This is a genomic window from Parasphingorhabdus sp. (assembly GCF_059726685.1).
This window is the reverse complement of the sequence record NZ_AP041068.1, coordinates 134,855-149,259: the sequence shown is the minus strand read 5'-3', so window position 1 is coordinate 149,259 and position 14,405 is coordinate 134,855. Positions and strand designations below refer to the sequence as shown.

General features: G+C 55.6%; 10 protein-coding genes. 4 read left to right on the top strand and 6 right to left on the bottom strand.

The features are described 5' to 3' along the window. Positions 1-25: 25 nt before the first annotated feature. Together AC6I9Z_RS00690 and AC6I9Z_RS00685 are read right to left on the bottom strand one after the other, a co-directional pair. On the bottom strand, positions 26-1,177 hold the full coding sequence (locus AC6I9Z_RS00690) for a serine hydrolase domain-containing protein (RefSeq protein WP_461457936.1): 1,152 nt from the start codon (positions 1,175-1,177) through the stop codon (positions 26-28). Positions 1,178-1,217: 40 nt separating this feature from the next. Then, positions 1,218-1,745 carry a DUF3617 domain-containing protein gene (locus AC6I9Z_RS00685; RefSeq protein ID WP_254054239.1) on the bottom strand — a complete coding sequence of 176 codons (528 nt, stop codon included), beginning with the start codon at positions 1,743-1,745 and terminating at the stop codon, positions 1,218-1,220. Between the two features lie 149 nt (positions 1,746-1,894). Here AC6I9Z_RS00685 and uvrB point away from each other — a divergent pair, with 149 nt between their 5' ends. The 3 genes from uvrB (at position 1,895) to AC6I9Z_RS00670 (ending at position 5,689) form a co-directional block, all read left to right on the top strand. Then, on the top strand, positions 1,895-4,072 hold the full coding sequence (gene uvrB / locus AC6I9Z_RS00680; RefSeq protein ID WP_461457938.1) for an excinuclease ABC subunit UvrB: 2,178 nt from the start codon (positions 1,895-1,897) through the stop codon (positions 4,070-4,072). Between the two features lie 112 nt (positions 4,073-4,184). Continuing rightward, the gene (locus AC6I9Z_RS00675) at positions 4,185-4,988 is read left to right on the top strand and encodes a class I SAM-dependent methyltransferase (protein ID WP_461457940.1); all 804 of its coding nucleotides are present in this window, start codon (positions 4,185-4,187) and stop codon (positions 4,986-4,988) included. Between the two features lie 326 nt (positions 4,989-5,314). Continuing rightward, a complete protein-coding gene (locus AC6I9Z_RS00670) occupies positions 5,315-5,689 on the top strand; it encodes a hypothetical protein (RefSeq protein ID WP_461457942.1) in 375 nt (124 codons plus the stop codon). Positions 5,690-5,944: 255 nt separating this feature from the next. On the opposite strand, the gene AC6I9Z_RS00665 is transcribed toward AC6I9Z_RS00670, so the two are convergent. Together AC6I9Z_RS00665 and AC6I9Z_RS00660 are read right to left on the bottom strand one after the other, a co-directional pair. Beyond that, the gene (locus tag AC6I9Z_RS00665) at positions 5,945-6,580 is read right to left on the bottom strand and encodes a thioredoxin family protein (protein ID WP_461457943.1); all 636 of its coding nucleotides are present in this window, start codon (positions 6,578-6,580) and stop codon (positions 5,945-5,947) included. 24 nt (positions 6,581-6,604) lie between these two features. After that, positions 6,605-8,749 carry a protein-disulfide reductase DsbD family protein gene (locus tag AC6I9Z_RS00660; protein WP_461457945.1) on the bottom strand — a complete coding sequence of 715 codons (2,145 nt, stop codon included), beginning with the start codon at positions 8,747-8,749 and terminating at the stop codon, positions 6,605-6,607. 83 nt (positions 8,750-8,832) lie between these two features. Here AC6I9Z_RS00660 and AC6I9Z_RS00655 point away from each other — a divergent pair, with 83 nt between their 5' ends. Continuing rightward, positions 8,833-10,506, top strand: coding sequence for an alkaline phosphatase family protein (locus AC6I9Z_RS00655; RefSeq protein ID WP_461457947.1), 1,674 nt, complete (start codon positions 8,833-8,835; stop codon positions 10,504-10,506). A gap of 105 nt (positions 10,507-10,611) precedes the next feature. Here the strand turns inward: AC6I9Z_RS00655 and AC6I9Z_RS00650 are convergent, their stop codons facing one another. Then, positions 10,612-11,556, bottom strand: a complete 945-nt coding sequence (locus AC6I9Z_RS00650; protein ID WP_461457949.1) for a right-handed parallel beta-helix repeat-containing protein — start codon at positions 11,554-11,556, stop codon at positions 10,612-10,614. 147 nt (positions 11,557-11,703) lie between these two features. After that, positions 11,704-14,334: a methionine synthase gene (gene metH, locus AC6I9Z_RS00645; RefSeq protein ID WP_461457951.1), complete on the bottom strand. Its 2,631-nt coding sequence runs from the start codon at positions 14,332-14,334 to the stop codon at positions 11,704-11,706. Positions 14,335-14,405 lie beyond the last annotated feature (71 nt).

Sequence of the window (14,405 nt, the reverse complement as noted above, 5' to 3'; positions counted from 1 at the left end):
TGATTCGGTTTCGGAGTGAAACCTATCACTCACAGAAATAGATGCAATGACCTGACGGATCATTTTCAGGAACCTGCGTTCTATAGAAAGCGGTGCCGCGCCCGCGCGCCGGATTGATCCAGAGGCCGGACTTCAGGGCATAGGCTTCGCCGCTATGGCCAAAGCGCATTTCGCCATCTCCAAAAGGATCATCTTTGCAGGATGCGGGGCGCCCAGGGGCCGCGAGAATATGGACCGCCAGACCATAAGCGCAGAAATAGCCGTCTGCGCTGTCACCGTTCTTGCCATCATATTGCCAAACAGGACTGGTCATTGTGGTTATGCTTTTTCTGCTTAAAAAGGTGTCGTCATTGCGCAGGAACATTTGTCCGACTTTTGCAAGGTCAACAGCAGAAATCCGCAAGCCGCCTTGCGGACTGAATACTGATCCTGTCTGGCCCAGTCGATAACGCGCCATATCACAGCCGCCGTCACTGGCGGGCACGACCGGGCAAGCTTCCCTTATCCCGCGCAAATCGTCCCGGGCGACGTCGCCATTGGCTCTGTAAAGGGTGACGGCGGCGGTGATTTTTTGATCGCTGCACAAAGTCCAGTTGAAACAGGCATCGAGTCCCAAAGGATCAAAGACTTGCTTTTTCAAGATCTTGTCAAAGCGGCTGCCGGTGGCTGCTTCCATCACCGCTGCGATGACGGGAAAATTGAGATTGGCGTATGTGAAATACCCTCCAGGACGGTGATCGGGATCCCAAGCTTCTTCATTTTTCAGCTCAGTTTCCAGGTGGGCATCCATGGGCAAGGCATAGTTTATTTCATCGCGCAGACCGGCCTGATGGGAAAGCAGCATGCGCAAGGTAATGGGGACAGTAGGATAGCCTGGGTGGCGCAGGCTCCAGCCAAGATAGGTGGATATATCGGCGTCCAGCTGCATCGTATTTTGCTCGGCCAACCGCATAACCGCAAGGGCAACGAACGTTTTGGAAATGGACGCGATCCGTACAGGATCATCGGGCATCAGGGCTCGGCCGGTGGCGCGGTTGGACAGGCCCTGAATGGCTGCGGTTGCGGACTGTTCTGCATCAAATTTGATCTTGATCGCTGCGGGCGGCGCGCTGGTTTGTGCTGACGCGTTCAATAGCGACAAACAGAATAGGCAAAAGAAAACGGAGCAAAAGCCCATGGCCTCTGCTCCGTATCTTGCAATTTTCGAGATCAACAGATTAACCCGCCGGGCACGCGCCGATCCGTTTGCCGTTATTTTTGGCGGTGATGTTCATCTTCATGCCGCCAGCGCCTCCGTCCATTTTCATGGTCATATCATAGTTGCTGGGACCATATTGGCCGGTCATGACCATATTCATCTCGCCCGGTGCGCCGACATTGGAACAGGACATTTCTGAGTTGATCGCGCCGCCGCTCATATCAAATTTCTTGATTTTGCAATCGGTCTGTTCCTGGGCCGCAAAAAATTCTGCGCCCGGGTTTTTGGCCTGCTCTTCGGTGATGCATGTTTTGCTTACGGTCGTCGTCTTCATCGAATCCATCATGTTCGCAGGCGCTCCTTCCGGCAGGCCTTCGATTTGTACGTCGACAATCTCGACAGTGTTTTCCCACTCGCCGGGTTCAAGGGTCACTTCGTTCATGACCTTTGCCACTTCCTCGGCACTGATGTTGCCGTCGCCATCGGCATCCGCTTCATTACTTGAGCAGCCCGCCAGCAATGCCACGGCGGCAACCGATAATATCATCTTCTTCACTTGGATTTCCCTCATCTAATTACTGAACCCTCGATTCCCATAACTCGATTGGCCGATATTGTAAATTTGCGAAGTGTAACGTCTTCGTTCCGGCGATATTGGGGGATGACAATGGACCCGTTTTGTTCCATATCACTTGCATGGCAAAACTGGTTATTAGAGAAGGTTTGGCTGAACCGCAAACCGATGAAAATTTCGTCCCCCACAAACCGGTTCGACCCGATAAATCGGAAGGCGGAAAAGCCTTTGAACTGGTCAGCGACTTTGAACCTTCCGGTGATCAACCCGAAGCCATCGCGGAACTTGTCGAAGGTATAAAAGGCGATGAACTGGATCAGGTTCTGCTGGGTGTGACGGGGTCAGGCAAGACTTTCACGATGGCCAAGATTATCGAAAAGACCCAGCGCCCGGCACTGATATTGGCTCCGAACAAGATACTTGCCGCACAGCTTTATGGAGAGTTTAAAAGCTTTTTCCCCAATAATGCGGTCGAATATTTCGTCAGCTATTATGACTATTACCAGCCCGAAGCCTATGTTGCCCGGTCAGATACTTATATCGAGAAAGAAAGCTCGGTAAACGAGGCAATTGACCGGATGCGCCACAGTGCAACCCGGTCGCTGCTGGAGCGGGATGATGTGATCATCGTCGCGTCCGTTTCCTGCCTTTATGGTATCGGTTCAGTCGAAACCTATTCGGCGATGATCTTTGATCTCAAAAAAGAGCAGGCGGTGGATCAGCGCGATATCATCCGAAAGCTCGTGTCGCTGCAATATAAGCGCAATGACCAGGCTTTCGCGCGCGGCAATTTTCGGGTGCGCGGTGACAATCTTGAAATTTTTCCTTCGCATTATGAAGATATGGCGTGGCGAATTTCCTTTTTTGGCGACGAGATTGAGGAGATTGTCGAATTTGATCCGCTGACCGGCAAGAAGGGCGCGAGCCTCAATCAGGTCCGGATTTTCGCCAATTCCCACTATGTGACGCCCGGCCCGACGATGAAACAGGCGATGGATGCGATCAAGCTGGAGCTTGGCGTGCGGCTGAAAGAGCTGGAGACCGAGGGCAAGCTGCTGGAACATCAGCGGCTGGAGCAGCGCACAAATTTCGATCTGGAAATGATCGCGGCAACCGGCAGCTGCGCAGGCATCGAGAACTATTCCCGCTTCCTGACCGGCCGGTTGCCCGGCGAGCCGCCACCGACCCTGTTTGAATATCTGCCAGACAATGCCTTGCTGTTTGTGGACGAGAGTCACCAGACGGTGCCGCAAATCGGCGCGATGTCAAAGGGCGATCACCGGCGCAAGATTACGCTGGCGGAATATGGGTTCCGCCTGCCAAGCTGTATCGACAACCGTCCCTTGCGCTTCAACGAGTGGGACGCGATGCGGCCGCAAACGGTCAGCGTATCGGCAACGCCCGGTCCGTGGGAGATGGAGCAGACCGGCGGCGTATTTGCCGAACAGGTGATCCGCCCGACTGGACTGATTGACCCGCCGGTCGAGATCAAGCCGGTAGAGGATCAGGTCGATGATCTGATCAACGAATGCAAGAAGGTGGCACAGCAAGGCTATCGCACCCTGGTCACGACATTGACGAAGCGCATGGCCGAGGATCTGACCGAATTCATGCATGAGGCGGGCCTGAAAGTTCGCTATATGCACAGCGACGTCGAAACTCTGGAACGGATCGAGCTGATCCGGGATCTGCGGCTTGGCGTTTATGATGTTCTGGTCGGGATCAACCTGCTCCGCGAAGGTCTGGACATTCCCGAATGCGGACTGGTGGCAATACTGGACGCGGACAAGGAAGGTTTCCTGCGCTCCGAAACATCGCTGATCCAGACGATTGGGCGGGCGGCGCGCAATGTGGAAGGCCGGGTAATCCTCTATGCGGACCGGATTACCGGTTCGATGGAGCGAGCGCTGAATGAAACCGGACGGCGGCGGGAAAAGCAGGAGGCCTATAACAAGCTGCACGGGATCACACCGACGACGATCAAGAAAAATATCGGTGATATTGTCGCCCATGTCGCGAGCAAGGATCAGGTGACGGTGCCAATCGATGACGATACCGAACATCTGGTCGGGCATAACCTGCGCAGCCATATCGAAAGTCTTGAAAAACGGATGCGCGATGCGGCCGCTGATCTGGAATTTGAAGAAGCCGGACGGCTGCGTGACGAGATCCGCAAGCTGGAGGCTGACGAATTGGGACTGCCGGCGGACTTGCAACTGGCAAAACCCAAAGGCCGCGCGACAGAAGGCAAACCAGGTACGCGCAAGATGCGCTACGGCAAGACACAGCGAAAATTCTGAACAGCGGTTTTTCTCGACCAACCACATGCTCCGATAGACAAACGACAGAGGCCCCGGTTGAACTCGAAGAGAGCCAGGTTCATGCTGCGGCGATAACGAAATGGGGAGAGAGATGATGCAATCGAAAGTTTTTACCGCCTTGGCGTGCTCGGCACTGGCACTGGGCGCTGCAGCCTATGATGGCAATCAAACAGCTGCTGCCGCTCAGGAAGGCGCAGCACAGACCGGACCTGACTATACTGCTGCTGTTGCGTCTCCCGGCCGTTCCGAAGCTGATGTGAAACTCGATGCCAGTCGTGAGCCAGCTGCGATACTCGCTTTTATGGGACTGAAGACCGGCGATGTCGTACTCGATATATTTGCCGGTGGCGGCTATTATAGTGAAATTATGGGTGCAGCCGTAGGTCCGCAAGGCTCGGTTGTCGCCGTTAACCCGCCGCAATTTGTGTCGAGCGATGCCGCGAAGGCAAAGTGGGCAGGGATTACCAACCGGCAAACCGGCGTGTCCCTGGTGCCGTCACAATTAGGTGATTATTCGCCGGAAGCGAACAGCTTTGACTTTGCGATGATGCACCTCATCTACCACGATCTCTATTGGGAAAGTGAAAAGTTTAAAGTTCCGCGCATGGATCCGGCGGCATTTTTGACGAAGCTTTATGCCGGTATGAAGCCCGGCGGCATCGTTGCGGTTGTCGATCATGTCGGCAATGCTGGCGACACAAGAGCAGTGGTAGAGAAGACTCACCGGATTGATCCGGCGACTGCCAAAGCCGACTTTGAAAAAGCAGGTTTTGTGCTGGAGGCGGAAAGCGACATGTTCGTCAATCCGGATGATGATCTGGAGAAAAATGTCTTCGATCCATCGGTACGCGGAAAAACCAACCGCTTTGTGATGAAATTTCGCAAGCCCGCTTGAACATAGCCGTCATTAGCCCACAGCGGCGAATCACATCGAAAAAGACAGTCAGGGCGAATCGATTCGCCCTGATTTTTTGTGCAGTGCAACATATATTGGAGCGGGCAATCGGTTCTCGCCTCAAAAATTCCACATAATTGTAATATAATTTCAACGATTTACGGATAGTTACAATAGTTTACAAGACGGTTCAGGCCCGGTTGGGCTAAAGAGTCCTACATAAGTTGCGTAGTTACGAGCTGACACGAATAGTGAAACACCGGCCACAAGGATGAGCCGCGGTCAGCATCTCGGTTTTGGACAGAGAGGTTCTTATGGAGCTTGTTGTGAACAATGACGAACAGATGAAAGCCGGCATGATGGCCGCGCCCGGGAAATCCGGTCGTGTGAACGCTGCTGATTTCGACTCTGCCGAACTGCGGGCGGGCCCAACTTTGGGTCAGGGGCTGTACCTGATTGTGTCAGGGCCAGCACCAAAGTCCGGTGCGAATGTACGATTATTACCGGTACTGGGCGATCCTGAGCCCGAGTATCGGAAGATTGAGTTAGCGTGGGAAGCGCACGCGGCAAATGACCATGATGTTTCGATGGGGGTCGAACGTTATGAGAAATCAATGCCGCTCTCTGGCCTGTCAGGTACAAAGGGCATTGAACTTGTTGGCGCCAACGGCACCAAGAAGTTCAACCTGACAGGTCACTAGTTTGACCGGCGGCGGCTTAGGGTCGCTTGCCGTCGGAACAAAGGCGGGGGGCAGGTTTGTGTTGTGTATTAAACCCGTCCTCCGATCCTTTGATCAGTAACAGGCATTGTTGCTTACAGTTTAGGTCCGGCAATCCGTGTTTACGGGGGCTTTCAGGGGGTTTGCAAGCCGCCGGACTTTTGGGGGAGTAGGGCTGGCGCGCTGGTTGTGTATCGCGCGACGGCCCTACTTTTCTTCCTATTTCAAAAACCCACCTTAGCTCGCATATTTGACAGAACAGCCATAGGGCCGCGATTGTGCGACGCTAACGCTCTTGCCAGCATTCAGTTCCGTCAGAGCCGCGGTGACATGATTGCGAGCGACCTTGATATCGGCCTTATTTGCAGTTGGTTTGTCATCGATACCACCTTGATAAACCAGCTTCCCGGAGCCATCGATAATATACATATGCGGTGTTGTCTTGGCGGCATAGGCCTTGCCGACCACGCCTTTGACATCGAGCAGATAATGGTCTGAATTCATGCCCTGCTCCTTGGTCAGTTTCTGCGCCTCTGGGCCTTTCATGTAACCCTGTTTTCCCTGTGCGCCACTGTTTATGGTCAGCCAGACGGCTCCTTGTTTGCGTGCCGCAGCTTGGGTTGCCTGCATATTGCCGCTATCATAATGTTTGACGACAAATGGGCATCCCGGATTGTGCCATTCCATCACTACGGTCTTGCCGCGAAAATCGGAAAGCTGGACAGTTTTTCCATACATGTCGGTCAGTTTGAAGTCTTGAGCGACGGCTCCGTTTTTCTGCGCAGCGGTGAGCGGCATCGCGACGCTGATCGTGGCAACAGCGGCAATGGATGTGAGGGCGGTCTTATAAAAAATGGGGGCTCTCCTTATCATATGATCCAGATCTGAGGTTTCCAATTATGTGACCAAATCGGTGAGTGTCCCGACGGTCAGAATCTGCGGCAATATAACAGGCTCCTCGCCCGGTGCATAATAGAGATATAGCGGGACACCCGCGCGTCCGTGTTTTTCCAGAAATTTGCTGATTGCCGGATCAGGGCGGGTCCAGTCACCCATCAACACCGCAACATTGGCCGCGGCAAAAGCATCGGCGGTTTCCTGACGCTGAACGGCTGCGGCTTCATTGGCTTTGCAGGTTATACACCAATCGGCCGTGAAATAAGCGAAAATCGGTTGATCAGTAGCACGCAATTCTGCCAACCGCGCTTCACTAAACGGTTCGCTGGGCAAAGTGGCGGAGGAGGCTGTTGCCAACCGCTGGCTGTCCATCGCTTCTTCATTGGGCAAGAACATTATGCCGCCGATAATCGCAGCGGTTAGTGCGCCTGTGGTCGCCATGCCGCGCGATAACCCTTTCATCTGACCGCCGCCAAACCACCAGAGGATCAAAGCGACGAACAACAGGAAGATCAGCGATAGCGCCAGTCCGTCCTCGCCAATCTGCCTTCCGAGTAACCAGATCAAACCAATGGAGGTGAGGAACATTGGAATGGCCATCGCCTTGCGGAAGCTGTCCAGCCAGGCGCCCGGTTTGGGCAAACGGTTGCGGATAACCGGGACGAAAGCGATAAGCAGGAAGGGTAAAGCCAATCCTACCCCCAGTCCGGCAAAAATGACCAAAGCTGCAATAGGAGGCAGAACGATAGTAGCACCCAGGGCCGCCGCCATGAACGGACCGGTGCAGGGGGTCGCGACGAAGGCTGCGAGTGCGCCGGTCCAGAAAGAGCCCGCGGGTCCATCCTTGGCAGCCAGCTTGTTGCCGAAATTGACATTGGGCAGTTCAAACAGTCCGGCGAGGTTAAACCCGATCGCGGTTACAAGAGCCAGCAGCACAAAGATAATCCGGGGGTCCTGCAGCTGAAAGGCCCAACCAACGGCAGCGCCACTGGCACGCAAGGCCAGTAACAAAGCGCCCAATGCCGTCGCGACAACGACGACCCCGGCGGTGTAAGCCAGTGCATCGCGGCGAACAACGCCTTCATCGCCGCCCGCTTTGGCAAGGCTGATGGCTTTCAGGCTGAGGATCGGGAAAACACAGGGCATCAGGTTGAGCAGCAGGCCTCCGACAATAGCCCCGCCCAAAGCTATCAACAGCAAAGACGCGTTAGACTGGTCGCCACCACCGAGAAAATTTCCGCTATCTCCGCTACTGACCAGAGGTGTGCCGGACATTTCGACATCGCCGCTGGCGGCTTTCAGGGAAAACCCGGTGCCGGGGCCGATTTTCAGAACGCCGGAGATATTTTGCAAGGCATCACCGCGAGCGCCGGTTTCGATGATCAGGCTATCGCCATCGCGATTGACTTTTTGCGGTGCAGCATAGTCAACAATCCCGTCTTCTTTGATAAAGAAATAGGGTGTGTCAAGGTCAATATCGGCTGGAAAGGGAACTGACAGGCGGAACAGGTCATCCTTGACCATGAAGGTCGCGGCGCTGCCAAGCTGGCGTGGCAAGGCTTCACGATAGCCGTTAAACGCATTATCCAGCGATACAGCGGCATCCGGCCCAACGACTTGCAGATTTATGGAAAGCTCGTCTTGTTCGGGCACACAAATCTCGTCGGTACAGGCTAGCCATTCCGATTTGACAGAGATTGGCAGCGGTCCCGGCTTGACCCTTTCCGACACGACCAGATTGACGAGGACGGCGTAGTCGCCCTTGTAAATATAGTTCATGATTCCGGAAATCAGCAGCGTATCCGGAACTGGATATTGTGCTTTTCCCGCTGTCACACCGTCGGGCAGGTTCCAGTCAAAGCTCATACCGATACCGGCGTCGCCCGGATTTTCCCAATAGCCGTGCCAGGTTGGCTTGGGGGTCATGACAAAGGCTAGGGTTACGCTTTGTCCTGATTGCACCTGCTGCGATTCCGCGACCAAGGTGGCGGCTACGTTAAGCTCGCGCTTGTTGAGATCGACCTGCGCCTGCGCCGGGGCGACACTCATAAAGGCAGCGAGGAAAATCGTTGCCAGCAAGATGTGGAACATTGTCCGGATATTCTGAGCTGACCGGATGGTCGGCAAAGAGCTGTTAGATGTCATAAAAACTCACCATTTTGTCTTTAACGCTGTTAGGCTATCCGGGGCTCTCTTGCCATAGCCGCTTTATACCATGGGGATTATTCGTGCGCGTCATAAAATATGTTACAGGTTTCATAGCTTTTATCGCAATTTCCGCCGCGGCCAATGCCGAAAATCACAGCGAAGACAAGGCCGGCAGGCCGAAACTGGTCATAGCCGTATCGGTGGACCAGTTTTCGTCCGATCTGTTCAGCGAATATCGCAGTACCTTTACCGGTGGCCTGAAACGTCTGGCAAGTGGCGCTGTATTCCCATCGGGCTATCAGGGGCATGCCGCGACCGAGACTTGTCCCGGGCATGCGACAATCATGACCGGCGTCCATCCCGGTCGCGCCGGTATCATCGCCAATAACTGGATCGACCTGGGCGTAAAGCGTGATGACAAAACCATCTATTGCGCCGAGGACGAACGGATTGAGGGCACAAGCTTTGGCAGCATTACCGCCGCGACGCAGGGCGACTATGTGGCGTCGGCATGGCATTTGCTCGTGCCGACATTGGGCGAGCGGCTAAAGACATTATCACCCGATTCCCGCAATATGGCGGTGGCAGGCAAAGACCGTTCGGCCTTGATGATGGGCGGCAACACACCGGACATGATATTCTGGTGGCGGGGCGAAGGATTTGAAACCAAACAGGGCGGACTGATGTTGCCCGCGCTTGCCAAGTTCAACGCGGATCTCAAGACTATGCTCGCCCGCCCGCGAGCGCCCATGGCGGTGCCGGCCCATTGCGAGGCCCGCAACCGGGCAATCCCGCTAGGCACGGAAAATGCTGTGGGTACCTACCGGTTCCAGCGCCCCGAAAATGGCGCGCGTATCTTCCGCGCGTCCCCGGATTTTGATGCCGCGATATTGGCGCTGGCGGCGAAAATGGTTCAGGATGAGCGGCTCGGTACGTTTGAATTTACCGATGTCCTGAATATCGGGCTCTCCGCAACGGATTATGTCGGTCATGCCTTTGGCACCGGGGGGGTGGAGATGTGCATCAACCTGTCCGAGCTGGATAAAAATCTGGGACAGTTTTTTGATGTGCTGGACGAGATGGGGCGCGACTATCTGGTCGTTCTTACGGCCGACCATGGCGGCCATGACTTGCCGGAACGTTTGCAACAGCAAGGCGCGCCAAAGGCCCAGCGCGTTGATGCCAAGCTGAATGCAAAAGACATTGGCGTACAGGTCAAGCAGGCGCTGTCCCTGACCGGTGAGGACCCGGTGCTTTATGCCGACAGCCCGTTCGGTGACTATTATGTCAGTCTGGCGCTGGATGCCGATACCAGAGCCAGGGTGAAGGCCGAGGCGATCAAGCAGATACGTAATCACCCACAGGTCCATGCGGTGTTTGACGGGGCGGATCTCGCCGCCATGCCGATGCCGCAGGGACCGGTTCAGGAATGGACCATGAAGGAAAGAGCGCGCGCCTCGTTTCATCCCGACCGGTCTGGCGATTTCATCGTGCTGCTGAAAAAATCGGTCACGCCGATTGCCACAGCCATGCGCGGCTATGTCGCGACCCATGGCAGCCCGTGGGAATATGACCGGCGTGTACCGATCCTGTTCTGGCGCAATGGCATGAGCCATTTTGAACAGCCACTGGCGGTACAGACGGTCGACATTGCCCCGACCCTGGCCACGATCATCGGTCTGGATGTCCCCCAAGGCGAATTTGACGGCCGCTGTCTGGATATTGACGGCGGTGTGGAGGATAGCTGTCAGTAGTTTTTATAGAGCGACGTGCTCCGCACTTGATGCGGAGCCCAGGATGGCTGTTCTTACGATCTACTCTAGGCTCCGCATCAAGTGCGGAGCACAATAGCTTCAAACTTACCGCCGTTCGTAACGGGTCAGGCCCCGGCCGAGACGGTTATTCGCAATCCGCATCTGGTCACCGCTCCAGTCGGCAACAAACCATGTGTTGCGCTCAACGCCTTTGGCGAGAGATGCACTGTTTGAATGGATGTTGAGACCGGCAGCACTGTGCTTTTGACCCTCGGCAGCGACAGCGATAAAGGCGCTCCAGTTTTCCTTGTTCTGACCCTGCACGAAAACGTTACCGCTGATCACGCCAGATGCACCGGCGGGCAGGTCGATCATGTAATTGGTGGTGCGCCCTTGGGTGTCGTCAAAACTGCTGTTGGTGACGGTGATCCGGGGTGCGCGGCTTTTCACATAATGACCGCCGCTGCCTTTTTCAAAACGGCTGTTGGTGACGCGCAGCGAGCCATAATCGCCAATATAGATGCTGTGCGCACAGGAAAGTCCGCGGTCACAGCGGCCCAGCCGCTGGAAAGTGGAACGGTCAATGACAATGCTGCCACTGGCATCATCGGCGGTCAGCAATCCCTGTTCGCTATTGCGGAACAGCGCATTGGTGATGGTCAGATTGCCGCGTTCCAGCCGGATGCCTGCGCCATTGCCATCGGGCACGCGCTGGTTCTGGAAGATGATGCCGTCCACTACAGCCGCGCGCCCGCGTAGCACCAGTGATGCCTTGCCTTCGCAAATCCCGCCATCAAATATGGCTTGTCCGGCAATCTCGGCGCGATAGGTAATCTGTCCTTTGGTCTGGACCGCGCAATCGCCATAGGCACCCGGTGCGATGACAATAGTGCCGCGGCGCGCGCCGATGGAGTCGACCGCCTCTGACAGGCTGTAAAATCCCTGTCCGTTCTCCGCGACCGTAAACGGTGCACTGTCCTGTGCGAGCGCGGCCGCGCTGTTGGCCACAGCCAAAAGGCCTGCAATAAGAGTTGGGACCGAAAATCTCACTTACGAAGCTCCTGAAAAACGCGGGTTATTTCAGCTTTTCCATAAAGCGGAGTACATTTCAAAACAATATCAGGGATCACGCTGTCCCAGAGTGCGTCATCGCGGCGGTAATAAGTTAACGGCCCAAACCTCGCCTTACCCGGGCCCTTATTCGTTCAAATTGGGCCGCAGCCATTGCCGCGCCCGGTCCAGCGAAACGCCGCGCCGCTGCGCATAATCCTCGACCTGATCTTCACTTATCCGCGCCACGCCGAAATAATCGGCTTGCGGGTGGGCGAAATAGAAACCGGATACGGCTGCCGTTGGCGTCATCGCAAAACTGCTGGTCAACTCCAGGCCGGTATGGGTGGTCGCATCCAGCATATCGAACAGGATGGGTTTCAGACTGTGGTCCGGGCAAGCGGGATAGCCAGGGGCAGGGCGGATGCCCTGATATTTTTCCTGGATCAGCGCCTTATTGTCGAGGCTTTCATCCTCTGCATAGCCCCAAAGATCCTTGCGCACATGCTCGTGCATCCGCTCGGCAAAGGCCTCGGCCAGCCGGTCGGCCAACGCTTTCAAGAGGATGCTGTTATAGTCATCCTTGTCCGCTTCGAACCGCGCGACATGCTCATCAATCCCGTGCCCAGCAGTCACTGCAAAGCCGCCCATCCAGTCATCGGACGTATCGATAAAGTCGGCGAGGCAATTGTTCGATTTGCCCGATCGCTTGCTCACCTGCTGACGCAGCATGGGGAGGGCGACTTCCTCATTCTCCGGTGACACCATGATGTCATCACCATCCCGCCGCGCCCGCCACAGACCTGCGACGCCTTTGGCGGTCAGCCATTTCTCGTCGATGATTCGGTCCAGCATCACCTGTGCGTCTTTATACAGATCACTGGCGCTTTCCCCGACCACTTCGTCGGTCAGGATGGCCGGGAAGGTTCCGGCCAGTTCCCATGCGCGGAAAAATGGCGTCCAGTCGATATAGTCGCGCAGTTCCGCCAGATCCCAGTCCTCATAGATATGCAGGCCCGGCTTTTTCGGAGCGGGCGCCTTCTGGTCCATATCGATCGCCGCACCATTGGCGCGGGCGTCGTCCAGCGTCGCAAGTTTCTTTGCCGTCTTGCCAGCGCGTGCCTGGCGAACCTGCTCGTAATCCTCGCGGGTGCTGGCGATAAAATCTTCGGCCTGTGTGTCGCTGACCAGTTGCGAGGCGACGCCCACGGCGCGGCTCGCATCGAGCACATAAACAGTCGGGCCGGAATAAGCGGGCTCAATACGCAAAGCCGTATGGGTTTTCGATGTGGTGGCCCCGCCGATCAGTAACGGCATGGTCATTTTTGCGCGTTCCATCTCTTCGGAGACAGTGACCATTTCGTCGAGCGACGGCGTGATCAAACCGGACAGCCCAATCATGTCCGCGTCATTTTCATTGGCGGCTTTTAAAATATCCGTCCACGGGACCATCACGCCGAGATCGATCACTTCAAAGCCATTGCACTGCAGCACGACGCCGACGATATTCTTGCCGATATCATGCACGTCGCCTTTGACGGTCGCCATGATGATCTTGCCTTTGCCCTTAGCACCCTCTTCCTTTTCCTCTTCGATAAACGGGAAGAGATGGGCGACAGCCTTTTTCATGACGCGCGCGGACTTGACCACCTGCGGCAGGAACATTTTGCCCGATCCGAACAAATCGCCGACGACATTCATGCCGTCCATTAAAGGACCTTCGATAACCTCGATGGGCCGACCGCCAGCATCCTTGACCGACACCCGCATTTCTTCGGTATCTTCGATAATATGGGCATCTATGCCTTTGACCAGCGCATGCTCGAGGCGCTTGACGACATCATAGCCGCGCCACTCGGCGGCTGCTTTTTCCGCCGCCTTGTCGGTGCCGCGGAATTTTTCGGCCAGCGTGATCAACCGGTCGGTGGCATCACCGCCATCTTTCGGTTCGCGGTCGAGAATGACATCCTCGCAATGTTCGCGCAGAACGGGATCGATATCGTCGTAAATATCCAGCTGCCCGGCATTGACGATAGCCATGTCGAGTCCGGCGGGAATGGCGTGATAGAGAAAGACACTGTGCATCGCACGGCGCACCGGTTCGTTACCACGGAAGCTGAAGGACAAGTTGGAGAGGCCGCCGGAAAAATGGACATGGGGGCAGCGTGCCTTGATTTCGGCAACCGCCTCGATGAAGTCCAGTCCGTAGCGGCGATGTTCGTCTATCCCGGTTGCCACCGCAAACACATTGGGATCGAAAATAATATCCTCGGGCGGAAATCCGATGCCGGTGAGCAGTTTATAGGCCCGCTCGCAAATCTCTACCTTGCGCTCTTTGGTGTCCGCTTGCCCGGTTTCGTCAAACGCCATGACCACGACTGCGGCACCATAGGCCATGCATTTGCGGGCATGGGCGAGAAATTCCTCTTCACCTTCCTTCATCGAGATGGAATTGACAATCGGTTTGCCGGACACGCATTTCAGCCCCGCTTCGATGACCGACCATTTGGAGCTGTCGATCATCATCGGCACGCGGGCGATATCGGGTTCTGCTGCGATCAGCTTGAGGAAGGTCGTCATCGCATGTTCAGCGTCGAGCAGGCCTTCATCCATGTTCACGTCGATAATCTGCGCGCCATTTTCGACCTGCTGGCGCGCGACTTCGACGGCGGCTTCATAGTCGTCGTTGAGGATGAGTTTTTTGAACCGCGCGGACCCGGTAACATTGGTGCGTTCGCCGATATTGACGAATTGCGCGGAAGAGGGGGGTGTGGTCATTGATTTCTTTCTAGCCCCTCCCCTTCAGGGGAGGGGTTGGGGTGGGGTTGTCGTCGAAGAGGTGCTGGCCT

Excerpts from the sequence above, each read along its gene's own strand:
- AC6I9Z_RS00675 (WP_461457940.1), top strand. The coding sequence starts at position 4,185 with ATGATGCAATCGAAAGTTTTTACCGCCTTGGCGTGCTCGGCACTGGCA.
- AC6I9Z_RS00690 (WP_461457936.1), bottom strand. The coding sequence starts at position 1,177 with ATGGGCTTTTGCTCCGTTTTCTTTTGCCTATTCTGTTTGTCGCTATTG.
- AC6I9Z_RS00660 (WP_461457945.1), bottom strand. The coding sequence starts at position 8,749 with ATGACATCTAACAGCTCTTTGCCGACCATCCGGTCAGCTCAGAATATC.
- uvrB (WP_461457938.1), top strand. The coding sequence starts at position 1,895 with ATGGCAAAACTGGTTATTAGAGAAGGTTTGGCTGAACCGCAAACCGAT.
- AC6I9Z_RS00685 (WP_254054239.1), bottom strand. The coding sequence starts at position 1,745 with ATGATATTATCGGTTGCCGCCGTGGCATTGCTGGCGGGCTGCTCAAGT.
- metH (WP_461457951.1), bottom strand. The coding sequence starts at position 14,334 with ATGACCACACCCCCCTCTTCCGCGCAATTCGTCAATATCGGCGAACGC.
- AC6I9Z_RS00665 (WP_461457943.1), bottom strand. The coding sequence starts at position 6,580 with ATGATAAGGAGAGCCCCCATTTTTTATAAGACCGCCCTCACATCCATT.